At 72.8% G+C, this 24,814-nt stretch carries 22 protein-coding genes; 15 read left to right on the top strand and 7 right to left on the bottom strand.

All coding sequences use genetic code 11. The features are described from left to right. Positions 1-125 precede the first annotated feature (125 nt). Complete coding sequence (locus ACIBK6_RS18115; protein ID WP_399052251.1) at positions 126-608, top strand: DUF456 domain-containing protein; 483 nt, start codon at positions 126-128, stop codon at positions 606-608. Between the two features lie 65 nt (positions 609-673). Further along, entirely contained in the window at positions 674-1,039 is a 366-nt protein-coding gene (locus tag ACIBK6_RS18110) for a PPOX class F420-dependent oxidoreductase (RefSeq protein WP_399052250.1), read from the top strand. Between the two features lie 7 nt (positions 1,040-1,046). Here the strand turns inward: ACIBK6_RS18110 and asnB are convergent, their stop codons facing one another. The 4 genes from asnB to rsgA form a co-directional block, all read right to left on the bottom strand. Then, positions 1,047-2,888, bottom strand: coding sequence for an asparagine synthase (glutamine-hydrolyzing) (gene asnB / locus ACIBK6_RS18105; RefSeq protein ID WP_399052249.1), 1,842 nt, complete (start codon positions 2,886-2,888; stop codon positions 1,047-1,049). Positions 2,889-3,067: 179 nt separating this feature from the next. Then, a complete protein-coding gene (locus tag ACIBK6_RS18100; protein ID WP_399052248.1) occupies positions 3,068-4,168 on the bottom strand; it encodes a calcium:proton antiporter in 1,101 nt (366 codons plus the stop codon). 42 nt (positions 4,169-4,210) lie between these two features. After that, complete coding sequence (locus ACIBK6_RS18095) at positions 4,211-5,587, bottom strand: AlkA N-terminal domain-containing protein (RefSeq protein WP_399052247.1); 1,377 nt, start codon at positions 5,585-5,587, stop codon at positions 4,211-4,213. A 160-nt stretch (positions 5,588-5,747) separates the two neighbouring features. Next, positions 5,748-6,863 (bottom strand): ribosome small subunit-dependent GTPase A, encoded by a 1,116-nt coding sequence (gene rsgA, locus ACIBK6_RS18090; protein ID WP_399052246.1) that lies wholly within the window; start codon positions 6,861-6,863, stop codon positions 5,748-5,750. Between the two features lie 672 nt (positions 6,864-7,535). Here rsgA and ACIBK6_RS18085 point away from each other — a divergent pair. Both ACIBK6_RS18085 and ACIBK6_RS18080 read left to right on the top strand, forming a co-directional pair. Then, positions 7,536-9,284, top strand: coding sequence for an ABC transporter permease (locus ACIBK6_RS18085; protein WP_399052245.1), 1,749 nt, complete (start codon positions 7,536-7,538; stop codon positions 9,282-9,284). 26 nt (positions 9,285-9,310) lie between these two features. After that, positions 9,311-10,684: a nitrate/sulfonate/bicarbonate ABC transporter ATP-binding protein gene (locus tag ACIBK6_RS18080; RefSeq protein ID WP_399052244.1), complete on the top strand. Its 1,374-nt coding sequence runs from the start codon at positions 9,311-9,313 to the stop codon at positions 10,682-10,684. A gap of 24 nt (positions 10,685-10,708) precedes the next feature. On the opposite strand, the gene ACIBK6_RS18075 is transcribed toward ACIBK6_RS18080, so the two are convergent. Beyond that, positions 10,709-11,107 carry an ArsR/SmtB family transcription factor gene (locus tag ACIBK6_RS18075; protein ID WP_399052243.1) on the bottom strand — a complete coding sequence of 133 codons (399 nt, stop codon included), beginning with the start codon at positions 11,105-11,107 and terminating at the stop codon, positions 10,709-10,711. Between the two features lie 148 nt (positions 11,108-11,255). Here ACIBK6_RS18075 and ACIBK6_RS18070 point away from each other — a divergent pair, with 148 nt between their 5' ends. The 7 genes from ACIBK6_RS18070 to ACIBK6_RS18040 all read left to right on the top strand — a co-directional run bounded on the left by ACIBK6_RS18070 (position 11,256) and on the right by ACIBK6_RS18040 (position 18,908). Next, positions 11,256-11,729 carry an NADH-quinone oxidoreductase subunit B family protein gene (locus tag ACIBK6_RS18070; protein WP_399052242.1) on the top strand — a complete coding sequence of 158 codons (474 nt, stop codon included), beginning with the start codon at positions 11,256-11,258 and terminating at the stop codon, positions 11,727-11,729. Then, positions 11,726-13,639, top strand: coding sequence for a proton-conducting transporter membrane subunit (locus tag ACIBK6_RS18065; protein ID WP_399052241.1), 1,914 nt, complete (start codon positions 11,726-11,728; stop codon positions 13,637-13,639). Before ACIBK6_RS18070 ends, ACIBK6_RS18065 begins: the two co-directional genes overlap by 4 nt. Beyond that, positions 13,636-14,589, top strand: coding sequence for a respiratory chain complex I subunit 1 family protein (locus ACIBK6_RS18060; protein WP_399052240.1), 954 nt, complete (start codon positions 13,636-13,638; stop codon positions 14,587-14,589). The genes ACIBK6_RS18065 and ACIBK6_RS18060 overlap by 4 nt, the downstream gene beginning before the upstream one ends. 3 nt (positions 14,590-14,592) lie before the next feature. Continuing rightward, the gene (locus tag ACIBK6_RS18055; RefSeq protein WP_399052239.1) at positions 14,593-15,258 is read left to right on the top strand and encodes a hypothetical protein; all 666 of its coding nucleotides are present in this window, start codon (positions 14,593-14,595) and stop codon (positions 15,256-15,258) included. 110 nt (positions 15,259-15,368) lie between these two features. Beyond that, entirely contained in the window at positions 15,369-16,985 is a 1,617-nt protein-coding gene (locus tag ACIBK6_RS18050; RefSeq protein WP_399052238.1) for a proton-conducting transporter membrane subunit, read from the top strand. After that, positions 16,982-18,460 (top strand): NADH-quinone oxidoreductase subunit C, encoded by a 1,479-nt coding sequence (locus ACIBK6_RS18045; protein WP_399052237.1) that lies wholly within the window; start codon positions 16,982-16,984, stop codon positions 18,458-18,460. The genes ACIBK6_RS18050 and ACIBK6_RS18045 overlap by 4 nt, the downstream gene beginning before the upstream one ends. A 55-nt stretch (positions 18,461-18,515) precedes the next feature. Continuing rightward, positions 18,516-18,908, top strand: a complete 393-nt coding sequence (locus ACIBK6_RS18040; RefSeq protein ID WP_399052236.1) for a VOC family protein — start codon at positions 18,516-18,518, stop codon at positions 18,906-18,908. Here the strand turns inward: ACIBK6_RS18040 and ACIBK6_RS18035 are convergent. Continuing rightward, a complete protein-coding gene (locus ACIBK6_RS18035) occupies positions 18,848-19,573 on the bottom strand; it encodes a helix-turn-helix domain-containing protein (protein ID WP_399052235.1) in 726 nt (241 codons plus the stop codon). The genes ACIBK6_RS18040 and ACIBK6_RS18035 overlap by 61 nt on opposite strands. A 34-nt stretch (positions 19,574-19,607) precedes the next feature. Then, positions 19,608-20,783: a YihY/virulence factor BrkB family protein gene (locus ACIBK6_RS18030; RefSeq protein WP_399052234.1), complete on the bottom strand. Its 1,176-nt coding sequence runs from the start codon at positions 20,781-20,783 to the stop codon at positions 19,608-19,610. Between the two features lie 17 nt (positions 20,784-20,800). Between ACIBK6_RS18030 and ACIBK6_RS18025 the strand changes: the two genes are divergently transcribed. The 4 genes from ACIBK6_RS18025 (at position 20,801) to ACIBK6_RS18010 (ending at position 24,805) form a co-directional block, all read left to right on the top strand. After that, a complete protein-coding gene (locus ACIBK6_RS18025) occupies positions 20,801-22,444 on the top strand; it encodes an acyl-CoA dehydrogenase family protein (RefSeq protein ID WP_399052233.1) in 1,644 nt (547 codons plus the stop codon). A 270-nt stretch (positions 22,445-22,714) separates the two neighbouring features. Continuing rightward, complete coding sequence (locus tag ACIBK6_RS18020; protein ID WP_399052232.1) at positions 22,715-24,007, top strand: GAF domain-containing protein; 1,293 nt, start codon at positions 22,715-22,717, stop codon at positions 24,005-24,007. Between the two features lie 43 nt (positions 24,008-24,050). Beyond that, positions 24,051-24,629: a GNAT family N-acetyltransferase gene (locus ACIBK6_RS18015; protein WP_399052231.1), complete on the top strand. Its 579-nt coding sequence runs from the start codon at positions 24,051-24,053 to the stop codon at positions 24,627-24,629. 92 nt (positions 24,630-24,721) lie between these two features. Then, positions 24,722-24,805, top strand: coding sequence for a putative leader peptide (locus tag ACIBK6_RS18010; RefSeq protein ID WP_310591794.1), 84 nt, complete (start codon positions 24,722-24,724; stop codon positions 24,803-24,805). Positions 24,806-24,814 lie beyond the last annotated feature (9 nt).

The following is a 24,814-nucleotide window of genomic DNA, read 5'->3' as shown; positions in this document are numbered from 1 at the left end:
AGTTCCCCGCGCCCCTTCAGGGCGCGGTACCGCACCGGACTTCCGCAAGACCGCTTAGCAGGTCCCGCACCGGGCGGCACCGGCCCGGAACTGCGGGAATGGGCCGTTTACCGCACCCTGGACAGATGGGCGTGTGGCAGCTGCTCGGGGTCGCCGCGGTGATGCTGATGGGCCTGTGCGGCGTGCTGGTCCCCGGCGTCCCGGGACCGGCGATCGTGTGGGCCGCCGTCGCGTGGTGGGCGCTGGACGACACCACGGGCGTCGCCTGGGGCGTGCTGGCGGGAGCCACCGGCGTACTCCTGCTGAGCCAGGCCCTCAAGGCGCTGCTGCCGCCGCGCCGCTTCAAGGGGACCGGGGTGCCCAGAAGGTCGGTGCTGACCGCCGGGGCCGCCGCGGTCGCCGGGTTCTTCCTGCTGCCGGTGGCGGGCGGGATCGCCGGGTTCGTCGGCGGCCTCTACGGCGCGGAGCGGTTCCGGCTCGGCAGCCACGGGGACGGCTGGGCCTCGGCCCGCACCGTGCTGCGCGCGGGCGGCTACTCGGTGATGGTGGAGCTCTTCGCCTGCCTCCTGGTGGTCGGGGCGTGGGTGGGCGCGGTGATCTGGGGCTGAGACCGCGCGTCCCTGGGTCCGCCGCACCGATGACGGCGCGGCGGCAGGCGTGTGAGGCTGCCCCCATGACCGAATTCAGCGAGGCCGAGCGCGCCTACCTCAAGAGCCAGCGGCTCGGCCGGCTGGCCACCGTGGACGCGAAGGGCCAGCCGCAGGCCAACCCCGTCGGGTTCTTCCCGCAGGACGACGGGACGATCCTCATCGGCGGCTACGCCCTCGGCACCACGAAGAAGTGGCGCAACCTCCAGGGCAACCCGAAGGCCGCCCTGGTGGTCGACGACGTGGTGAGCGTGCGGCCGTGGAAGGTGCGCGGCGTCGAGATCCGCGGCACGGCCGAACTCCTCACCGGGCCCCACGAGTTGGGCCCGCACTTCAGCGAGGAGCTGATCCGCATCCACCCGCACAAGATCCACAGCTGGGGCCTGGACTAGCGCCCTCCTACGCCAGCTTCACCTCCGGCTTGTACAGGTCGAGCCAGATCGCCAGGTCCAGCGTGCGCTCCAGGCCGCGGCGCGAGGCCTGGTGGATCTGCGGGGCGCTCACCTCGGCGGCCTGGCGCAGGCCGTCGCGGTCGATGATGTCGAAGACCGGGTGGGAGGGCTGGGCCAGCAGGTCCTTGGCGTGGCCCTGGAGGGCGACCGCGTACTTCGGGTCCTGCGTGGACGGGTAGGGGCTCTTCACCCGGTCGTACACGGACTGCGGGATGACGTCCTTGGCCGCCTCCCGCAGCAGGCTCTTCTCGCGGCCGTCGAAGGACTTCACCGACCACGGCGCGTTGTATACGTACTCGACGAGCCGGTGGTCGCAGAACGGCACCCGCACTTCGAGCCCGACGGCCATGCTCGCGCGGTCCTTGCGGTCGAGCAGGACGCGGACGAAGCGGGTCAGGTGGAGGTGGCAGATCTTCCGCATCCGGTACTCGAAGTCGCTCTCGCCGTCCAGGCGTTGGATGCCGGCGACGGCGGTGTCGTAGGAGTCCTTGACGTAGGCGGGGACGTTCAGCACGGCCGCGAGGTCGGGGCGCAGCAGTCCGGAGTCGTCGCCGAACTGCTCGGCGAACTTGACGAGCCAGGGGAAGGTGTCGGCGTTGCGCGCCTCCTCATCGAAGAACTGCTTGTAACCGCCGAAGACCTCGTCGGCGGACTCCCCGGACAGCGCGACCGTGGAGTGTTCGCGGATCGCCTTGAACAGGAGGTACAGCGAGGCGTCCATGTCACCGAGGCCCATGGGGATGTCCCGGGCCCGGATGACCTTGGCCCGCACCTCGGGGTCGGCGAGCGACTGGGCGTCCAGGACGATGTCCTGGTGGACGGTGCCGGAGCCGCGCGCCACGTCGTGGACGAACGGGGTGTCCGGGGTGGCGCGCAGTTCGTCGGCCACGAAGTTGTCGGTCTGGCCCACGAAGTCCACGGCGAAGCTGCGGACCTGTTCGCCGGCCTCGCCGAGCTGGCGGGCGGCGAGCGCGGTGAGGGTCGAGGAGTCGAGGCCGCCGGAGAGCAGCATGCAGCGCGGCACGTCGGCGACGAGCTGGCGCCGGACGATGTCGTCGAGCAGTTCGCGGACGTGCTCGATGCTGGTTTCCCGGTCGTCGGGGTGGGGGCGGGTTTCGAGGGCCCAGTAGGTGTGGGTGCGCAGGCCGCCCCGGTCGAGGGTGACGACGGTGCCGGGCTCGACCTCCTTCATGCCGTCCCACACCGCATGGCCGGGCGTCTTGACGAAGGTGAACAGTTCGCGCAGGCCGTCGAGCGAGACCGCGCGGCGGGCCAGCGGATTGGCGAGGATCGCCTTGGGTTCGGAGCCGAACAGGACGCCGTCTGCGGTCTCGTAGTAGTAGAAGGGCTTGATGCCCATCCGGTCGCGGATCATGACGAGGCGCTGGCTGCGCTCGTCCCAGATCGCGAAGGCGTACATGCCGTTGAGGCGTTCGGCGACGGCCTCGCCCCATTCGAGGTAGCCGTGCAGGACGACCTCGGTGTCGGAGTCGGTGGTGAACCGGTGGCCCCGGGCGGCCAGTTCGGCCCGGAGCTCGGTGAAGTTGTAGGCCTCGCCCGAGTAGACGAGGGCGACGGTCTGGCCGCCCGCCTCGACGGTCATGGGCTGGCGGCCGCCCGGAAGGTCGATGATCGCGAGCCTTCGGTGGCCGAGGGCGGCCGGGCCGTTCGCCCAGACACCCCGGTCGTCGGGGCCCCGGCAGTCCATCGTCTCGGTCATCGCGTCCAGGGTGTCCCGCTCGGCGCGCAGTTCACGGTCGAAGGAGATCCAGCCGGTTATGCCACACATGGTTCCTCCTGCTTGGCCCCTCCGGCCGGAGGGGGGACGAGCCGCCGGCCGAATCGGTTGTATCCAGCATCTATATTTCGATCGTGTGACTCCAAGGGGCGGTCCGTCAACACGGCCGTAACGCGGGTGACTTGAAAGCACCGCCTAGTCGGCCGGAACGTATGCCGTTGGGACACCTCCTAAGGACTGACCGCGAGGACGATGTACGCGGCGAACAGCGAGAGGTGCACGCCGCCCTGCATCAGGGTGGCGCGGCCCGGCACGACGGTCAGGATGCCGACCGCGACAGTCAGCGCGAGCAGCACCATGTGGCTCGCGCCGAGGCCGAGCACCAGCGGCCCGGACAGCCAGACGGACGCGAGGGCGACCGCCGGAATCGTCAGGCCGATGCTGGCCATGGCGGAGCCGAGCGCCAGGTTGAGGCTGGTCTGCAAGCGGTCGCGGCGGGCGGCCCGTACCGCGGCGATGGTCTCGGGCAGCAGCACGAGCAGCGCGATCACCACACCCACGACCGAGGCGGGCAGACCGGCCGCGGCCACCCCGCTCTCGATGGTCGGCGAGACCCCCTTGGCGAGGCCCACCACCGCGACGAGCGCCACCCCGAGCAGGGCGACGCTGGTCCAGGCGGTGCGCGCGGAGGGCGGGTTGGCGTGCGCGTCGTCCCGCATCACCTCGCCCTGCTGGGTCACCGGCAGGAAGTAGTCGCGGTGGCGCACGGTCTGGGTGGCGACGAAGAGCCCGTACAGGAACACCGAGGCGATCGCGGCGAAGATCAGCTGCGCGGGTGAGAACTCGGGTCCTGGCTTGCTGGTGGTGAAGGTCGGCAGGGCGAGGCTGAGGCCGGCGAGCGTGGTGACCGTGCCGAAGGCGGTGACGGTGCCCTCGGCGTTGAAGACGGCCACTCTGCGGCGCAGGGCGCCGACCAGGAGGCACACCCCGACGATGCCGTTGCAGGTGATCATCACGGCGGCGAAGACGGTGTCGCGGGCGAGCGAGGCGTTCTTGTCGCCGCCGTCCGACATCAGGGTGACGATCAGCGCGACCTCGATGACCGTCACGGCGACCGCGAGCACCAGGGAGCCGAACGGCTCGCCCACCCGGTGTGCGACCACCTCCGCGTGGTGCACGGCCGCGAGCACCGCACCGGCCAGGAAGCAGGCGACCAGCGTGACGAGCACGGCGGGCAGCGAACGCCCCCAGGTCAGCCCGAGCAGCACCACGGCGAGCAGCGGTACCAGCGCCGACCAGCGGTCCAGGGGCAGGCGCGCGAGACGGATCATGCCTTCGACGTTCCCAGAAGCGGCCCGCCCCCGCCCGTCGGACTACTTCTCCCCGGCAGCCTCGACGAGCCGGTGCCGGTGGGCGTACGAGCGCCAGGGCCGCCAGGCGTCCTCGCCCGCTGCCCCCCGCCCCACGTCGGGGTCGCCGAGCGCCCGCGTCCGGATCACCGCGACGGTGCCCTCGTCCATGCCGGGCAGCGTGCGCAGGATCCGTGCGGCCTCGTCGCGGTCGGCGCCCGCGTCGAGGCGCAGGGTGCCGTCGGCGAGCGCGGTCGCCAGGGCGGCGAGGTGCGGGTCGGGGTGCGCGGCGAGCAGCGCGGGCTCCGGGAACAGGTGGGTGAGCGTGCCGCAGGGCAGGTCGAGCCGCTTCCCGTACGTCTCGACAAGGGCCGCCGCCCGGTCCCTTCCGGCCAGCGCCCGCACCGCGCACTCGTCCGGATCCGCTGCGCCCGGCGAGCGCAGCCCCGGGATGCGCGCGACCAGCGGGGCCAGCCGCGGGTCGGCGCCGAGCCGCTCGTCGACGGCGTACGGGTCGGCGTCCAGGTCGAACAGGCGCCGCAGCCGCTGCACCGCGGTGGTGAGGTCGCGCAGATCGGTGAGGTGGATCCGGGCGTCCAGCCAGCCCTGGCGGGGCGCGGGGTGCGCGGGGGCCGCCTCGTCCACGGCGACGATGCCGCTGCCGTGGGGCAGCCGCAGGGTGCGGCGGTAGGTGCGGGCGCCCGGCTCGCCGACGACCTCCTCGACGTGCTCGACCGCCTCGCCCGCCAGGAGGTCGAAGGTCTCCTTCGTCGCGTACGCGCCCCGGTAGGCGAGCCGGAGCGGAACCCCGGCCGTCGCCGCGCCGCCGGACTTCGCGGCCCGGGTGCCCGCCTCCGCGCGCAGGGCGCTGGGGGTGCGGGCGTAGATCTGCCGGACGGTGTCGTTGAACTGCCGCACGCTGGCGAACCCGGAGGCGAAGGCGATCTCGGTGACCGGGAGCGCGGTGGTCTGGAGCAGCACCCGGGCCGCGTGGGCGCGCTGGGCCCTGGCCAGCGCGACCGGGCCCGCGCCCACCTCGGCGGTGAGCTGGCGCTGCACCTGCCGGGTGCTGTAGCCGAGCCGGGTCGCGAGGCCCGGCACCCCCTCCCGGTCCACCACACCGTCCCCGATCATGCGCATGGCCCGGCCCACGACGTCGGCCCGCGCGTTCCACTCGGCGGAACCGGGCACGGCGTCCGGGCGGCAGCGCCGGCAGGCCCGGAAGCCGTTGCCCTGGGCGGCGGCCGCGCTGGGGAAGAACCGGACGTTCTTGCGCCGCGGGGTGACGGCGGGGCAGCTGGGCCGACAGTAGATACCGGTCGTCGCCACGGCGAAGAAGAACTCCCCGTCAAACCGGGCGTCCCTGCTGCTGACCGCTTCGTACTGAGCGTCCTGATCCATCACGCGTTCCAGTGTGCGACGCGGCCTCCCACCTGGCTGGCGGTTTTCGGACGGCGAGCCAAAATCAAGCCGCTCATGGGGGTCCCCCCTGGCCCTTAAGGCCTTGGGGAAGATTGAGGAGCGGGGGGTCTGGGGGCAGCGCCCCCAGGCACCCCGGGGGTCAGCGCAGCCCCCCTCGCTTCAGTGCCGCATTCGCCCGCCCCTCCGCACCCTTCGCCTTCCAGTCCCGCCGGATCTCCGCCCGAAGCCGCGCATCCGTCTTGGCCACGATGCGCTGGTTCTCACGCATCAGCTTCCGGTAGCTCTCCAGGCGCCGCTCCGCGAGCGAGCCGTCCTCGATCGCGCCGAGCACCGCGCACCCCGGCTCAGCCTCGTGCGCGCAGTCGTGGAAGCGGCACTCCGCGGCCAGTTCCGCGATCTCGGCGAAGACCTGGCCGACGCCGGACTCCGCGTCGTAGAGGCCGACCCCGCGCAGGCCGGGCGTGTCGATGAGGACACCCCCGCCGGGCAGCACCAGCAGGTTGCGGGTGGTGGTGGTGTGGCGGCCCTTGCCGTCGACTTCGCGGGCGGCCTGGACCGCCATCACCTCCTCGCCGAGCAGCGCGTTGGCGAGCGTGGACTTGCCCGCGCCGGACTGCCCGAGCAGCACGCTCGTACCGCCTGCGACGACGGCCGCGAGGGCCTCGACACCCTCGCCGGTCGCCGAGCTGACCGGCAGCACCCGCACGCCGGGCGCGCTGGTTTCCACGTCCTGGACGAGGTAGGAGAGGCCGGTCGGGTCGGGGACCAGGTCCGCCTTGGTGAGGACGACGAGCGGCTGGGCGCCCGACTCCCAGGCCAGGGCCAGGAAGCGTTCGATGCGGCCGAGGTCGAGCTCGACCGCGAGCGACACCGCGATGATCGCGTGGTCGACGTTGGCCGCGAGGATCTGCCCCTCGGACCGGTTGGAGGAGGTGCTGCGAACGAACGCGGTCCTGCGCGGCAGGTACGTACGGACGAAGCGGGGGTCGCCGCCCGGTTCGACGGCGGCCCAGTCGCCGGTGCAGATGACCCGCATCGGGTCGTGCGGGGTGACGAACGCGGTGTCGGCGCGGAGCGTACCGGTGGCGGTCACCACGTCGCACTGGCCGCGGTCGACCCGTACGACCCGGCCGGGCACCAGGCCCTGCTCGGCGTACGGGGCGAACTCCGCGGCCCAGCCGTCGTCCCAGCCGTATGCGGCGAGCGGGCGCGACGGTGCGGAGGTGTTGAACGGAGGGAGGAACGAGGAAGACAAGGGGAACCCTTCACCAGGGTGGCCCCGGCACCACGCGCACGGGCGTGGCGGAAGAGTCGGTCAGCCGGAGACCACGGGGATGCGATTGATGAACTTCTGGATGCGGGCAACGCCCATCGCAGTGACAGCCATCGGTCACACCTCCCCTTGGTGGTTCTTCGCTCGGCACCGACAGCACTCCGCGGCCGGTGAACGACGCCACGATAAAGTCCCGCCCCCGGCCGTGCCACCCATTTATTTCGCGCTGCTCCTGAAGCCGCTCCGGAACCCGCTCCGGAAGCGGATCCTGAACCGGCCGTCGCGAGGCCCCCGTTCGCCGTCCGGCGCGCCCCGACGAGGGCACCGACCGACCCGCGCCCTTTATTTGCGCATTAGCGCAAGAAGGGGCAGACTGCACGAGTCGCTGGAAACCGCAGTACCGAAAGGGGGCAGCCATGGACGCCGATCCTCCCAGTCCGCGCCGCCCCGCCGGCAGACTCTGACACCTCCCGTCACCTCCCGCCCCCTCGACCGGGGCGGGCGGCGGTGCTGCCGCGGTGCGACCGGATACTCCGGGCCCCGGCCCTCTCTCGCCCTCTTTCCTTTCTCACCACATCAGGCTCCGCGCCCCCGGGGTGCGCGGTCGCGCCCCGGGGGCTGCTGTGCCCACAGTGTGGTCGGAGGTTTCTTGTGATGTCGCTCAGGACGAGCGGTCCCGCGCCGCGCATCCCCTCCCGGTTCGCGGGCCGCCTGGCCCGGCTGAGCTGGGTCGACGCGGTGGTGGCCGCAGCCGTGCTCGTGCTCTTCTACGTCGTGCTCCAGGTCGGGCACGGAACCACGGTCCGGTTCTCCACCGATCAGTCGATCAAGGTGGACACCGATCCCACCCAGTTGCCGTACGATGCCGCGCGCTCGCTGCTGCGCATGTTCATCGCGCTGGCCGCCTCGATCGTCTTCACCTTCGTCTACGCGCTGGCCGCCGCCAAGAGCAGGCGGCTGGAACGCATTCTGATCCCGGCGCTCGACATCCTCCAGTCGGTGCCGGTGCTCGGCTTCCTCACGGTCGCCGTCACCGGGTTCATCGCCCTGTTCCCCGGGTCCATGCTGGGCCTCGAATGCGCCTCCATCTTCGCGATCTTCACCTCGCAGGCGTGGAACATGACGTTCGGCTTCTACTACTCGCTCACCTCGCTGCCGCGCGAACTGGACGAGCTGTCACGGTCGTTCAGGTTCACCCGGTGGATGCGGTTCTGGAAGGTCGAGCTGCCGTCCGGGATGATCAGCCTGGTCTGGAACGGTATGCTGAGCTTCGGCGGAGGCTGGTTCTTCCTCGTCGCCTCCGAGGCGATCAGCGTCAAGAACAAGGACTACGCGCTGCCCGGTGTCGGCTCGTACGCGGGCGCCGCCATCACCGACGGCGACCTCGGCAAGATCGGCTGGGCCATCCTCACCATGGGCGTCATGGTCATCGGCGTGAACTTCCTCTTCTGGCGGCCGCTGACCGCCTGGGCCGAGAAGTTCAAGAACGAGCAGTCCGAGGCGAGCGAGATCCAGCGCTCGGTGGTCCTGGACTTCCTGCGCCGCTCCAACTGGCCGCAGCTGCTCGGCAAGGTGTTCCGCCCGGCGGGACGGGCACTGAGCCGCGCGGCCCGGGTCTTCGGCGTCGACGACCGGCCGCTCAGCGTCGATCCCACCCGCAAGCGCACCGGCGACATCACCTTCAGCGCGGTCGCGGGCGCCGTCATCCTGTGGGGCCTGTTCGACCTCGGCCGCTACCTCCACGACGAGACCGGCCTCGGGGTCTTCGGTGAACCCCTGCTCCTCGGTCTGGCCACCCTCGCCCGGGTCCTCGTCCTGGTGGCCGCGGCCACCGTGATCTGGGTGCCGATCGGCGTGAAGATCGGCTTCTCACCGCGGCTGACCCGGATCGCCCAGCCGGTCGTCCAGGTACTCGCGAGCTTCCCCGCCAACTTCCTCTTCCCGCTGGCCGTCTGGTTCTTCCTCAAGACGGGCCTGTCCATCAACATCGGCGGCATCCTGCTGATGGCGCTCGGCGCCCAGTGGTACATCCTGTTCAACACCATCGCGGGCGCCATGTCGATCCCGAGCGACCTGCGCGAAGCCATGGACGACCTGGGCGTACGCGGCTGGCAGCGCTGGAAGCGGCTGATCCTGCCCGGCATCTTCCCCTCGTACGTCACCGGCGGCATCACCGCGTCGGGCGGCGCCTGGAACGCCTCGATCGTCGCGGAAGTGGTCACCTTCGGCGGCACCACGCTGACCGCCACCGGCCTCGGCGCCTACATCGCGAAGGCCACCGCCGCGGGCGACTTCCCGCATCTGATCGCGGGCGTGGCGGTGATGAGCCTGTACGTCGTCGGCCTCAACCGCCTGCTGTGGCGCCGCCTGTACCGGCTCGCCGACACCCGCTTCGCCCTCTGACACCCCGAGCTTTTCTGGAGCCCCTCATGGTTCTGAACACCCTTCGCACCCTGCGCAACGCTCGGCACACGCTGGCCGAGAACGCGCCCCGCCCCGCCGACGGCGAGATCCTGCTCGAAACGGTCGGCCTGACCAAGGCGTACGCGGGCGCCGACGGCGAGCTGCCCGTCCTCGGCGGCATCGACCTCCAGGTGCGGGCCGGGGAGGTCGTCGCGCTGCTCGGCAAGTCCGGCTCGGGCAAGTCGACGCTGCTGCGCTGCCTGGCCGGGCTCGTCCCGCCGAGCTCCGGCACCGTGTCCTACCGGGGCGCCCCGCTGACCGGCGCCAACCCGGGCACCGCCATGGTGTTCCAGACCTTCGCGCTGCTGCCCTGGCTCACCGTCCAGCAGAACGTCGAACTGGGCCTGGAGGCGCGGGGCGTAGCCGCCGACGAGCGGGCCGGGGCGGCCGGTCAGGCCATCGACCTGATCGGTCTGGACGGCTTCGAGTCGGCGTACCCCAAGGAGCTCTCGGGCGGCATGCGCCAGCGCGTCGGCTTCGCGCGGGCGCTGGTCGTCGAGCCGGACGTACTGATGATGGACGAGCCGTTCTCCGCGCTCGACGTGCTGACCGCGGAGAACCTGCGCGGCGAGCTGATGGAGCTGTGGGAGTCGGGCCAGTTCCCGACCCGGGCGATCGTCCTGGTGACCCACAACATCGAGGAGGCGGTGCTGATGGCGGACCGGATCGTGGTGCTCGGCTCGCGCCCCTACGGCACGATCCGCGAGACCTTCGAGGTCGGTCTGGACCGGCCGCGGGACCGCAACTCGCCCGCCTTCGAGGAGCTCATCGACCGGGTCTACCGCACAATGACGGGCCGCGCGAAGGAGACCCGGATCCCGGGCCGCGCCGAGGGCGTCGAACTCGACCGGCGCACCCCCGCCAACACCCCGCTGCCCGGCGCCAGCGTCGACGGCCTGTCCGGTCTGGCCGAGATGGTCGCGCACCGGGGCGGCCGCTGCGACCTCGCCGATCTGGCGGACGACCTCGGTCTGGAGATCGACGACGTACTGCCGCTGGTCGACGCGCTGGAACTGCTCGGTTTCGCGGCCGTCAGCGGCGACGACCTGGTCCTGACCGACCGGGGCAGCACGTTCGCCGGCGCCGACGTCCAGCGCTCCAAGCAGATCTTCGCGGAGGCGGGCATGGACGCCCCGCTGGTCCGCCTGATCACCACCAGCCTCCGCCAGAGCCCCGACGGCACCCTGCGCGCGGGCTTCTTCCGCGACGTCCTGGCCCACCACTACACGAGCGAACAGGTCACCGGCCAGCTGGAGACGGCCACGGACTGGGGCCGCTACGCGGAGCTGTACGGCTATGACGCGGAGCCGCAGGAGTACCGCCTGGACGCCGACCAGTGAAAAACAACCCGGCAGGGCGAGGCGCTACTCGGTGACGGGGCGCGGGGCTCTCGCCCGGCGGGTCGCGCGGGCCGGAGCCGGGGCCTGGGCGGGGGCGGCCGCGGCCACGCCCTCCGGTGACACCGCGAGCGCCACCACCGACGCCTCCTCCAGGAGCCCCCGGACACCCGGCCCGGAGGCCCGGTAGAAGATCCGGGTGCCCTCCCGGCGGGAGGTGACGAGCCCGGCCGAGCGCAGCTTGGACAGGTGCTGGGACGTCGCGGCGACATGCGCGCCGATGAGCTCCGCGAGCGCGGTCACCGGCAGCTCCGCCCCGCTGAGCGCCCACAGCAGGCGGTACCGCGAAGGATCGGCCACCGCCTTCAGTACGGTGACCGCCCGGTCGGCCCGCTCCGCGTCCCAGCTCTCCATTTGCGCTCCCATGCAAATATCGTAACGGAGCCCGGTCGGACCGGCTGAGGCAAGCTCCGCCCCACCGCACGGCCAACCGCTCCCCTCCGGGCGGCCAAACCTTGTCAAAGCCCGTCTTCTCCTCGTAACCGGAATCCCGCCGCATCCGGTTGTGCCGGGCATGAGTCTGCTGCGCAAGATCCGTGGGACCGGGCGGGTGGCGGAGGAAGCGCCGCCCCGTCCGAGTCCCGGCGACTTCCCCGCGCTCGCCGGATCGGCGCAGGTCCGCTGCGTGGACGCCGGGTCGTGCAACGGCTGTGAGATCGAGATCGCCTCGGCCTTCGGGCCGGTGTACGACGCCGAGCGGTACGGCGCCCGTCTCGTCGCCTCGCCCCGGCATGCCGATGTCGCCCTGGTGACGGGGCCGGTGACGCGGAACATGAAGACGCCGCTGCGCCGCGCGGTGGCCGCGATGGCCGAGCCCAGGGTCGTCGTGGCGGTCGGCGACTGCGCGCTCAACTGCGGTGAGTTCGCCGGGGGTTACGGAGTCGAGGGCGCCGTCGCCGACGTGGTGGACGTCGACCTCACGGTGCCCGGCTGCCCGCCCCGCCCGGAGCAGATCGTGGCGGCCCTGCGCACGGTGACGGGCCGGTGAGCGCGGCGAGCGGCGCCGTGACCGCCGGGGTCGGCGCCGCCGGTCTGGCCGCGGGAGTGGCCGCGCTCGGCGGCGGGCGGTGGACCGCCGAGGCGCCCTGGCTGCTGCCGCTCGGCGGCGTGCGCCTCGAAGTGGACGCGCTCTCCGGCCTGTTCATGACCGTCGCGGGCGCGGTGGTGCTCGCGGTCGCGGTGTACGCGGCGGGCCACGGGGGCGCCTCGCGAACCGCCCGCTGGGTCCTGCCGGGGTTCTGCGCCGTCCTGATGCTGGTCCCCGCCGCCGGTTCCGTCTCGACGTTCCTGCTCCTGTGGGAGCTGATGGCGATCGGCTCGCTGGTCCTGGTGCTGGGCGAGCACCGCAGGCGGCGCGCGGTGCGCGATGCCGGGGTCTGGTACGCGGTGCTGACCCAGCTCGGCTTCGTCCTGCTGCTCGCCGGGCTGGCACTGTTCGCCGCGCTGGCCGGCGGCGAGACCTTCCCCCAGCTGCGCGCCGCCGCCGCGTCGCTGGGTCCCGTCTGGCGCGGCACGGTGTTCGGGCTGCTCGCCGCCGCGTTCGCCTCGAAGGCCGGGATCGCCCCACTGCACGCCTGGCTGCCCCGCGCCTACACCGAATCGCCGGGCCCGGTGTCGGCGCTGATGAGCGCGACGATGGTCAACCTCGGGGTGTACGGGATCATTCGTTTCGGGCTTGACATCCTCGGCGGGGGCTCGTCCTGGTGGTGGCTGGTGCTGATGGGGGCGGGCGCGGTGTCCGCCGGGTACGGCATCCTCCAGGCCGCGATGGCCTGCGACCTCAAGCGGCTGCTCGCCTACTCCTCCACCGAGAACATGGGCCTGGTGCTCATCGGGGTCGGCGCGAGCGGCCTGTTCGCCGCCGACGGCGACCGGCGGCTGGCCGGGTTCGCCCTCGCGGCGGCGCTGCTCCACCTCGTCAACCACGCTGCGTTCAAGGGCCTGTTGTTCTGCGCGGCCGGTTCGGTGGTCCGCGCGACGGGCGTACGCGATCTGGACCTGCTGGGCGGACTGCGCGCCCGGATGCCGGTGACGGCCGGGTTCTTCGCGCTCGGCGCGCTCGGCGCGGTGGCGCTGCCGCCGGGCAACGGCTTCGCCGGGGAGTGGCTGCTGCTCCAGTCGCTGATCCACGGGCTCGCGGTCCGGGGCGTGGCGACAGCGGTGGTGCTGCCGCTCGCGGTCGCGGTGATCGCGCTGAGCGCGGGGCTCTCGGCGGCCGTCTTCGTGAAGGCGCTCGGCGTCGGCTTCTTCGCCAGGCCGCGCGGCGAGGCGGCGGCCGGCGCGCAGGAGAGCCCGCCCGCGATGCTCGCCGGAATGGGCCTGCTCGCCGTCGCCTGCACCGGACTCGCCCTGTTTCCCGGGGTGTTGGGCCCCGCGCTCGACCGGGTCGTGGGGGTCGCGGGCGCCGAGCCACCGGCCGGCGGCGCCGGGGTGCGGCTGCGGACCGTCTCGGGCGCGCTCGCCCCGCTGTGGATCGCCCTCGCGCTGGCCCTCGCCGTGCTTGGCACGGCAGCCCTCGTACGCCTGGTGGCGCGGCGGCCCCGGCGCACCGGGGCCAAGCTGTGGGACTGCGGGGGCGGTGCCCCGACGCCGCGCATGACGTACACCGCGACGTCGTTCGCGGAGCCGCTGCAACGCGTCTTCCATCAGGTGCTCGCGCCCGAGCAGCACGTCAGCGTCACGCCCGTACGGGAATTCGCCTATCTGGAGGAACGGGTGCGGTTCCGGCACCGGGTGCCCGACCGGATCGAGCACCGGCTCTACCGGCCGGTGCTCGCGGGCCTGGCCGCCGTCGGACAGTACGCGCGGCGGTTCGCCACCGGGTCGATCCACCTCTACCTCGGCTACGGCTTCTTCGGTCTGGTCTCGCTGCTCCTTGTCCTGGCGGTGGGGTGGTGAGCGTGATCGGGGCGGCGGCGGTGGCCGTGCAGGTGGCGGCCGTGGCGGCCGGTGCGCCGCTGCTCACCGGCGTGATGCGGCAGGTGCGGGCGAAGCTGGAGGGGCGGGCCGGGGCAGGGATCGGCCAGCCCTGGCGGGATCTGCGCAAGCTGCTGCGCAAGGAGGCGGTGACCTCGCTCGGCACGGGTCCGGCGTTCCGTGCGGCGCCCGTCCTGCTGGTGGCGACGACCGCGGTGGTCGCGGCGCTGGTGCCGCTGGCGTCGACCGCCATGGTGGTGAGCGGGAGTTCGGACCTGATCGTGGTGGTGGCGCTGCTCGCGCTCGGCACGGTGGCGCTCGCACTCGCCGGGCTCGACAGCGGGACCGCGTTCGGCGGGATGGGCGCCTCCCGCGAGATGACGATCGTGGCACTGGTCGAGCCGACCATCCTGGTCTCGGTGTTCGCCCTGTCGCTGCCGGCCGGTTCGACCAACCTTCCGGCGATCGTGTCGGGAGCGCTCCGGGACCCGGACCGGCTGGTCTCCCCCGCCGGGCTGCTCGCGACGGCCGCGCTCGCGGTCGCCGTGCTCGCCGAGACGGGCCGCCTCCCGGTCGACAACCCCTCCACCCACCTCGAACTGACCATGGTGCACGAGGCGATGGTGCTGGAGTACGCGGGCCCGGACCTGGCGCTTGTCGAACTCGGCGCCCAGATGCGGCTCACCGTCCTGCTCGGCCTGCTGGTCTCGCTGTTCGCCCCCTGGGGCATCGCGACGACGGCCTCCGCGGGCGCGCTCGTCGTCGGCCTCGCGGTGTGCGCGGGCAAGGTGGCGCTGCTCGGGGCGGTGCTCGCGGCGGCGGAGGTGTTCTGGGCGAAGCTGCGGCTGTTCCGGGTGCCCGAACTCCTCGCCGGTTCCTTCCTGTTGTCGCTGCTCGCGGTGACGGCTTCGTACTTTCTGAGCGGGGCGTGAGCGGTGCTGAGCGACGGTCTGTTCACCAAGCTGCTCGACCTGGCCTGCGGGGCGTTCCTGCTCGCGGCCGTGGTGATGCTGTGGCGGCGTGAACTCGCCGCGGAGGTACGGGTGTTCGCGCTGCAAGGGGTGGCCCTCGCGGGGGTCGCCGCGCTCATCGGGCTGCACGAGACGCGCTGGGACCTGGTCGCGGTGGCCGTCGGCATCGGGCTGCTGCGGGCCGGGGCGCTGCCCGTTCTGCTGCGCCGGGCGCTCGCGGGCAGCGGCGACCCCGAGGAGACGCAGCCGCTGGTCAACGGGGCGGGCTCGCTCCTGACGGCCGCCGCGCTGACCCTGCTCGCGTACGTGGTGGCCCGGCCGCTGGTGGCGCTGCACCCGAACCCGGTCACCCGGGCCCTGCCGGTGGGCCTCGCGGTGGTCCTGATCGGCTTCTTCGTCCTTGCCACCCGGCGGCACGCGGCGGCCCAGGTCATCGGGTTCCTGCTGCTCGACAACGGGATCACGGCGATCGCGTTCCTCGCGGCGTCCGGGGTGCCGCTGATCGTCGAACTCGGGGTGTCCTTCGATCTGTTGCTGGCGGTGCTGGTGCTGCACATTCTCACGACGCGGATGCGGGAGGTCTTCGGGTCGGCGGCGCACATCGACGACTTGCAGGAGCTGCACGACTGAAGCGGACCGGTTCGCCTCCACAACCCCGCGCCGAGCAGGCGCCCCGCATGCCCGGGGGCTCTGCCCCCAGACCCCCGCTCCTCAAACGCCGGAGAGGCTGATCTTCGCTCATGCTGACCACGCTGTTGCTCACCGCCCCCGTTGCGACTCCGCTCGGCGTCAGTGCAGGGCATGCTCTACGGGCCCGGCGGGCCGACGCTCGGGTGCGGATTCCGGCTGCCCGCAAGGCGCCGGTCGCGGTGTCCGTGAAGGTGGGAGCGGGTGGTCCGGAGGCCGCCGCGCCAGTGGCCGCATCCGAACCTGAACCCTCCCCACCCACCCCCCGCCCCCGCGGCTGGCTCGGGCTCGTGTCGCCCGGCGCGATCCTCGGGTGCGGGGGCGCACTGGCCGCCCAAGTCCCGTACACCGGGCCCGCGTCGGCGTTCGGTGAGGTGGTGCGGGCGGATGCGCTGACCGTGTGGATGCTGCTCGTCGTGGGGGCCGTCGCGGCTCTCGCCGTGGCCTCCGGGCCCTCGTACCTCGCCGGGGAGCGGGCCGCCGGGCGGGCCGCCGACCGGACCGTGCACCGCTACCACCTCCTGGTGCACGCCTTCCTCGCCGCGATGTGCCTGGCCGTACTCGCCGGAAATCTGGGCGTGCTGTGGGTGGCGGTGGAGGCGACCACCGTCGTGACCGCCTTCCTCGTCGGCCACCGCCGCACCCGCACCTCCGTCGAGGCCGCCTGGAAGTACGTCGTGATCTGCTCGGCGGGGATCGCGCTCGCCTTCCTCGGCACGGTGCTCATCTACTACGCCGCCCGCCGGGCCGGCATCCCGGAGGCGGGCGCGCTCGACTGGCGGGTGCTCGTCGCCCATGCGGGCAGCCTCGATCCGGACGTCACCCGGCTCGGCATCGCCCTGGTCGTGCTCGGCTACGGCGCCAAGGCCGGGCTCGTACCGCTGCACGCCTGGCTGCCGGACGCGCACAGCCAGGCGCCGTCGCCGGTCTCGGCGCTGATGTCCGGGGTGCTGCTCGCCGTCTCGTTCTGCGCGGTGCTGCGGTACAAGGTGATCGGGGACCTGGTGCTCGGCCCCGGATTCGCGCGCGGTCTGCTCGCCGCGATCGCGCTGCTCACCCTCGCGCTGGCGGCCGGGCTGCTGCTCGCCCAGCGCGACTACAAACGCATGCTGGCCTATTCGAGCATGGAACACATGGGGCTCATCGCGCTCGGCGCCTCGTTCGGCGGGCCGCTCGCCCTGTCGGCGGTGCTGCTGCACATCGCCGGACACGGCCTCGCCAAGACGGTGGCGTTCTGTGCGTCGGGTCAGCTGCTCCAGCTGCGGGGCACCTCGCGGATCGGCCGGATCCGGGGTCTGATCGCGCTGTCGCCCGGTCTGGGCACGGCGCTCGCGGTGGCCGTCGTGGCGCTGCTCGGACTGCCGCCGTTCGCGCTGTTCGCCTCCGAACTCGCCCTGGTGCGCGCCGGGTTCACCGCCCACATGGGGTGGCCGGTGGCCATCGCCCTGCTCCTGGCTCTGGTCGCCTACGCGGCGCTGGCCGCCCGGACCGCCAAGATGGTGCTCGGCCCGGCCCCGGCGGACCTCGCCGCGCCGGTGCGGATCGGTCCGGCCCGCGGGCTGCCGCTCGGCGCCGGGCTGCTGTGCTGTGCCGCACTCGGCCTGTCCGTACAACCGCTGCTGCCGCTGCTCACGGCGGCCGCCGAGATCGCCGGAAGGGCCGCCCGATGAACCGTACGACCGAGGAGACCGGAGTCCACGAACTCCCGTCACGGGTAGGCAAGTTGCTCGATTCCGGGCGGCGGCTCGCGCTGGTGGCAGCGCATCACGACGAGGGCGCCGTGCGCGTGGTGTACCTGTTCGTCTCGGGGCCGCCGGACACCCGTACCGAACTCCACGTACGCCTGGATCCGGACCGCCCCTCGGTGCCCTCGCTCGCCCAACTCTCCTTCCCCGCCGGGCGGTTCGAGCGGGAGATGCGGGATCTGCACGGTGTCGTGCCGCGCGATCACCCGCTCCCCCACCGTCTGGTGCGCCACTTCCACTGGCCGCGCGGCTGGTACCCGATGCGGCCCGACGCCGGGGCGGCGCCCCCGTTCGGGGCGCAGGAGGGGCCCTATCCGTTCCTCGCGGTCGAGGGCGACGGGGTGTACGAGATTCCGGTGGGGCCGGTGCACGCGGGCCTCATCGAGCCGGGGCACTTCCGGTTCTCGGTGGTCGGCGAGACCATCATCCGGCTCAAGGCGCGGCTGTGGTTCGTGCACAAGGGCATCGAGAAGCTCTTCGAGGGGCGCACCCCGGACGGCGGTATGCGGCTCGCCGAACGCGTCAGCGGGGACACCGCCGTCGGGCACGGGCTCGCCTACTGCCTCGCGGTCGAGGAGGCGTACGGCGTCGAGGTGCCGCAGGAGGCGGGCCGGGCCCGGGCCCTGCTGCTTGAACTGGAGCGGCTGCACAACCACGTCACCGACCTCGGCGCGCTCTGCAACGACGTGGGCCACTCCGTCCTCAACTCCCATGCGCTGCGCGTCCGCGAGCAGTTGCTCCGGCTCGCCGAGACCACGACCGGGCACCGGCTGCTGCGCGGCGGGGTCGTCCCTGGCGGCGCCCGGCTCGCCGCGGTGCCGGATCCGGCGGTGTTCGCCCAACTCGCCGCGGACGTAAGGGAGATCACCGGTCTCGCGCTCGGCCACGCGACGGTGCGGGACCGGTTCGCCGGCACCGCCGCACTCGGTGCGGACGCGGCGCGCGATCTGGGCTGCCTGGGTTACGTCGCGCGGGCGAGCGGGCTCGACGCGGATGCGCGGTTCGGCCACCCCTTCACCGCGGAGGGCTGCCCCGAGGAGCCCGTCACGCAGTCGTCCGGCGATGTGCTGGCCCGCTTCCTGGTGCGGGCGCGGGAGGCGCAGGCCTCGCTCGACCTGGCGGGGCGGCTCGCGGCGGGGCTGCAGCCCGGCGATCTGACCGTGCCGCTGCCGCGCCGCCCGGCGGGCACCGCGGGAACGGGGATCGTGGAGGGCTGGCGCGGGGCGATCACCACACGCGTCGAGGTCACGCCGGACGGCACGCTGTCCCGGGTGAAGCCGGTGGACCCGTCGTTCTTCAACTGGCCCGCGCTGCCGGTCGCGCTGGCGGACACGATCGTCCCGGACTTCCCGCTGGCAAACAAGAGCTTCAACCTGTCGTACGCGGGCAACGACCTGTGACCGCGTGTCCGTTTCGTACAAGACCGGCGGGCGGCCCGCTGCCTACGGTGGGGCCATGACTCCACGACTCGACGCCATCGGCCTGGTAGTGGCCGACATGGCCGCCTCGCTCGCCTTCTACCGCCGCCTCGGCCTGGACGTTCCGGCCGACGCGGACACCCAGCCGCATGTGGAGTGCACGCTCCCCGGCGGCACCCGGGTCCTGTGGGACACCGAGGACACCCTCCGCTCCTTCGACCCCGGCTGGACGCGCCCCGAGGGCGGCGGCCGTACCGGATTCGCCTTCGTCTGCGCGTCGCCCGCCGAGGTCGACGCGACGTACGAGGCGCTGGTGGCGGCCGGTTACCGGGGCCACCTCAAGCCGTGGGACGCGTTCTGGGGCCAGCGCTACGCCACCGTCCTCGACCCGGACGACGTGGAGGTGTCGCTGTTCGCGGCGCTCGCGTAGTCGGTCAGCGTCATTCCGGCGAGGGACCGCATCTCCCGGGAGAGGTGCGCCTGATCGGTGCAGCCGGCGGCGAGCGCGGCCTCGGCGTACGGCATGCCCCGCCGGACGAGGCCGAGGGCGCGCTGGAGCCGCAGGATCCGGGCCAGCGTCTTGGGTCCGTAGCCGAAGGCGTCGAGGGAGCGCCGGTGCAGCCGGCGGGTGCCGAGCCCGGCCTCGGCGGCGGTGGCGGTGACGCTCCATCCGGCGGCCAGCCGGTCCGCCACCGCCCGCATCAGCGGGTCGGGGGCCGGGGCCTTCGCCAGCGCCACGGCTTCGAGGGCGGCCACCGGATCGGCGGTCGCACCGATGCGCTCGGCGAGCCTGCGCACCTCGGCGCCGGCCCAGATCCCGTCGAGCGCCACCCGCGTATCGCGCAGTTCGTGCGCCGGGACGCCGAAGACGGCGGGCCCGTCGCCGGGCGCGAACCGGATCCCGGCGTAGCGCGTGCCGGGCGGCGCGTCGGGAACGTACCCGTGGGTGTCCGGCCCGGCCACCAGCAGCCGTCCCCCGGACCAGAGCAGATCCATGCAGCCGTCCGGCAGGACGGGCCGAACCGCACCGGACCCGTCCCCGGTGCTGGTCCAGAGCACCGCGCCGGGCAGACGGGAGGGCCGCTCTCGGTACATGTCTTCGAGGGTAGTGCGGGGCCGGACCAGCGGGTCAGTCGCGGTCGGGCGGGGACTTCTCCTCGGGCTTCTTCGGGGTGTGCAGCCGCGACTTCACGTCGTCCGGGGGCAGGAACTTCGACCAGCGCTCGGGGAACTCGGACGGCATCCCCGGATCGTCCGCGTCCTCGGGGTCGTCGTCGTCGGGGTCGTCGTCGGGGTCGAAGAGCGTCTGCTGGCCGGGCTGGGCGCGGGCGACGATCTCGGCGGCCTGCGCGGTGCGCACCCGGTCGCTGGCCGCGCGGGCGGCGGCCGTGGCGACGGACGGCCAGACCCGGTCGATGGCGGCGTTGACGGCCGCCCCGACCAGCACCGCGAACGCGGAGATGCCGATCCACAGGAGCACCGCGATGGGGGCGGCGAGCGAGCCGTAGATGGTCGGGCCCTCCACCGTGCTGGTCAGGTAGATCCGCAGCAGGAACGAGCCGAGCACCCACATGGCGAGGGCCACCAGGGCGCCGGGCACGTCCTCGATCCACGGTGAGCGGACCGGCACCGAGACATGGAAGAGCGTGGTGAGGAAGGCGATGGACAGCAGGATCATCGTGGGCCAGTACAGGAAGCTGATCACGTCGGTGCCCCAGGGCACCAGCTCCACCACCCGGTTCGGGCCGACCGCCGCGAGCGGCAGCACGACCGCGCCGATCAGCAGCGCGACGATGTACAGGAGCAGCGAGAGCATCCGGGTCTTCACGATGCCGCGGTGCCCGTCGAGCCCGTACATCACGGTGATGGTGTCGATGAAGACGTTCACCGCCCGCGAGCCCGACCACAGGGCGATCGCGAAGCCGATCGAGACGATGTCGGGGCGCTTGCCCTTGGTGACGTCCTCCAGGAGCGGCCGGGCGAACTCGTGCACACCCCGGTCGGAGAGGACCGTGCCGGCCGCGTTGAGGATGTTCTGCTCGATGCTGGCGACGGTGTGGGTGCTGGTCCAGCCGTCCACGTAGCCGAGCAGCGCGATGACGCTGAGCAGCAGCGGGGGCAGCGAGAGCAGCGTGAAGAACGCGGCCTCGGCGGCCAGGCCCAGGATCCGGTACTCGACGCACGAGTTGATGGTGTCCTTGAGGAGCAGCCAGCCCAATTTCCGCTTGGAGACGTTGCGGTAGAGGACGCGGGCCCGATGAAGGCGGCCGGATGTCCGCTCGGGTGTTTCATTTGCTGGCTGCACGTCCTTACCGTATCGGCATGGCAGCCACCACCCACACAGTGACCAACCAGGCTCCGCCCCTGGTGGGATACGACGTCTTCACCGCCGACCGGGCCCTCGCGGAGGCGGTCGAGCGGCACACAGCGCCGGACCTTCTCGACGGCGTACGAGAGGAACTCGCGGCGCTCGGGCGCACCGCGGGATCGGCCCAGGCCCAGGAGTGGGGTGCGCAGGCCAACGAGAACCCGCCGAAGCTGCGCACCCACGACCGGTACGGCAACCGGATCGACGAGGTCGACTTCCACCCCAGCTGGCACCGGCTGCTCGGGCACGCCGTGTCGGCCGGGCTCACCGACGCCTGGGGGCGGCCCGCCGGGCATGTGCGGCGCGCGGCCGGGTTCCTGGTGTGGACCCAGGCGGAGGGCGGGCACGGATGTCCGATTTCGATGACGCACGCGGCCGTGCCCGCGCTGCGCACCGACCCGGTACTCGCCGCCGAGTGGGAGCCGAGGCTCACCTCGCACGTGTACGAGGAGGGGCTGCGGCCGGCGTCCGAGAAGGCCGGGGTGCTCTTCGGCATGGGCATGACGGAGAAGCAGGGCGGCAGTGACGTACGGGCGAACACCACGTCGGCCGTACCGCTCTCGGCCGACGGCGAATACGTGCTGACCGGCCACAAGTGGTTCTGCTCGGCGCCGATGAGCGACGGGTTCCTGGTGCTCGCGCAGGCTCCCGGCGGGCTGACCTGCTTCCTGGTGCCGCGCGTGCTCGCGGACGGGACGCGCAACGCCTTCGCGATCCAGCGGCTGAAGGACAAGCTGGGCAACCGGTCCAACGCGTCGAGCGAGGTCGAGTTCGACGGGACGTGGGCGCGCCGGGTCGGCGAGGAGGGGCGCGGGGTGCGCACCATCATCGAGATGGTGGCGGCGACCCGGCTCGACTGCGTGATCGGCTCGGCGGCCATCATGCGCCAGGCCGTGGCGCAGGCGGTCCACCACGCCTCGTACCGGAGTGCCTTCGGCGGGCTGCTCGTCGAGAAGCCGCTGATGCGGAACGTACTGGCCGATCTGGCCCTGGAGTCGGAGGCCGCGACGACGCTGGCGCTGCGGCTCGCGGCGGCCTACGACGCGGATACCGAAGAGGAGCGGGCGTTCCTGCGCCTGGCGGTGCCGGCCGCCAAGTACTGGGTCACCAAGCGGTGTACGCCGGTGGCGGGCGAGGCGCTCGAATGCCTCGGCGGCAACGGGTACGTCGAGGAGTCCGGGATGCCGCGGCTGCTGCGGGAGGCCCCGCTGAACTCGATCTGGGAGGGCTCGGGCAACGTCCAGGCCCTCGATGTGCTGCGGGCGCTCCAGCGCGAGCCGCAGGCGCTCAACGCGTTCCTCCAGGAGGTCGGCAAGGCGCGCGGCGCGGACCACCGCCTGGACGGGGCGATCAAGGACCTGCTGACCGAACTCGCCGATCTGGACGGCATCGAGGCGCGGGCGCGGCGCCTGGTGGAGCGCATGGCACTGGTGCTCCAGGGTTCGCTGCTGGTTCGCTGGGCACCGCCCGAGGTCGCGGACGCGTTCTGCGCCTCGCGGCTCGGCGGTGACTGGGGGGCGGCGTTCGGGACGCTGCCGCACTCGCTCGATCTGGCGTCGGTGGTGGAGCGGGCCCGCGCCGAGGTGTCAAGCGGCTGAAAACCAGTACTTCTCAGGTCCGTCGGGGGTGGTGCTGCGCCGACACGGCACCACCCCCGCGCTCTCATGCGTCCGACGAAGGAGCATGACGACCGGACATCCGGTGCACCCTCACCTTCGTACACACGCACGGCGGTTCGCGAGAGTTGCAAAGGGTTGCAGACTTGTGCGGCATATCGGCGCGCACGAACCGGCGGGCGGGCACGATGAATTCAGGACACTCGGGTCCGCTCCCTCCGGGGGCGCCGGTGCCGACCGCGGGAGGACCCTGTGCAGACCACCATGCTCGATGCCGCCCGGCTGGCCTCGATGGACGCCGCGGAGGGCACCCGGCTCCTGAAGGGCATGCGCGCGGCCGCGCTGGAGGGCAGGCGGTCAAGGGTCGTACCGCGTACGGAGATCGAGGAGTCCTGGCGGCGGATGCTGAGCCGCGGCCTCGACCCCGACCGGGGCCATCACGCCGGGCTGCTGCCGCTCGGCGAGGTCGAACGGCGCAGACGCCAGTCGCCGTTGACGGAGGTCCTGCCGATCCTGCGGGACGCCCTGGTGGCGGTGGCGGACGCGGCCCAGCACATCATGGTCGTCTCGGACGCCGAGGGGCGGCTGCTGTGGCGCGAGGGGCACGCCTCGGTCCTGAAGCGGGCCGACGCGCTCGGCTTCGAGGTGGGCGCCGACTGGAGCGAGGCGGTCGTCGGCACCAACGGCGTGGGCACCCCCCTGGTCACCGGCCGTCCGATGCAGGTGTTCTCCGCCGAGCACTTCGTCGCCGCCCACCACGCCTGGACCTGCGCGGGCGCGCCCGTCGTGGACCCGCGGGACGGGCAGCTGCTCGGCGTGGTCGACATCAGCGGGCCGCTCAGCACCATGCACCCGGCCACGCTGTCCTTCGTGACCTCGGTGACCCGGCTCGCCGAGGCCGAGCTGCGCAACCGGCACTCGGCCGCGCTGGACCGGCTGCGCTCGGTGGCCGCCCCGGTGCTCAGCCGGATCGGCGGGCGTGCGCTGGCCGTCGACCGCGACGGCTGGGTGGCCGCGGTCACGGGCATGCCGCCGGTGGACCGGCTCGCGCTGCCGAAGTCGTTCCGGCTCGGCCGCAGCTGGCTTCCGCCGCTCGGCATGTGCTCGGTGGAGCCGCTGCCCGGCGGGCGGCTCGTCCAGGTCTCGGACGAGGGCGCCGCAGCCGGCGGCGCGACGGCCCGGCGGGTCGTCCTGGACCTCAGCCGGTCCCGGCGCTGCTCGGTGACGGTGTCGGGCGAGGCGGGCAGCTGGACGCAGGAGCTCAGCCCGCGCCACGCGGAGCTGCTCTTCGTCCTGGCCCTCAACCGGGAGGGCCGCAGCGCCGCGCAGCTGGCGCAGGACATCTTCGAGGACCCGACGCGCACGGTGACCGTACGGGCCGAGATGTCCCGGCTGCGCCGCCACCTCGCGGAGGTGCTCGCCCACCGCCCCTACCGCTTCACCGAGGACGTCCGGGTGGAGGTGGTCCGGCCCGACCGTCCGGCGGACCTGCTCCCCCACTCCTCGTCCCCGGCGGTCCGACTTGCCCAGGGCCGACACCCCTGACCTGCGTTGGCCGCCGCCGAGGCACCGTGATTGCCTGGCGCCCATGAGTATCACCGTGACCACCTGGTCCCTTGAGCAGACCTCGCCCGACGATCTCCGCCCGGCCGCCGAGCCGTCCGGTGACATCACGGTCATGCGCGCCGAGGTCCCCTCACCGGAGTTCAGCCGCTTCCTCTACACGGCGGTCGGCGGCGACATCCGGTGGATCGACCGGCTGGGCATGACGTACGCCGAGTGGGAGCGGGCGCTGGCGAAGCCCGGCACGGAGACCTGGGTCGCCTACGACCGGGGCACGCCGACGGGCTATGTCGAGCTGGAGGCGCAGCCCGGGGGCTCGGTCGAGATCGTCTACTTCGGTCTGATCCCGGCCTTCCGTGGCCGGCGGATCGGCGGCCACCTCCTCTCGTACGGGATCCGGCGGGCTTGGGACCTGGCCGGGCGCTGGCCCGGACTGCCCGCCACCGAGCGGGTCTGGCTGCACACCTGCTCACTGGACGGGGAGCACGCCATGGACAACTATCTGCACCGCGGCTTCAAGCTCTTCGAGACCAAGGAGGAACAGGCCGAGGAGGTCGCGGCACCCGGTCCCTGGCCGGGGGCGTACGGAGCCGCCGCACAGTGACCCGGGACACATCGTCCCACCATGCGGGACATCTATGTCCACATTTTGGATAGTGGTGGACTGGGCCGAAAGTCCCGTGACACGCTTCCGTCATGTCTGGAACTGGAATTGCCTTGGTGAGTCGGCGGCACGTCGACCTCGGCCGCATGTCCAGCGCCATCTGTCCGGCACGCTGACGCCTCCAG

The organism is Streptomyces sp. NPDC050485, assembly GCF_044458185.1.
GTDB lineage: Bacteria > Actinomycetota > Actinomycetes > Streptomycetales > Streptomycetaceae > Streptomyces.
Note: the sequence above shows the minus strand (reverse complement) of the source record. Positions and strands in the feature narration are given on the sequence as shown.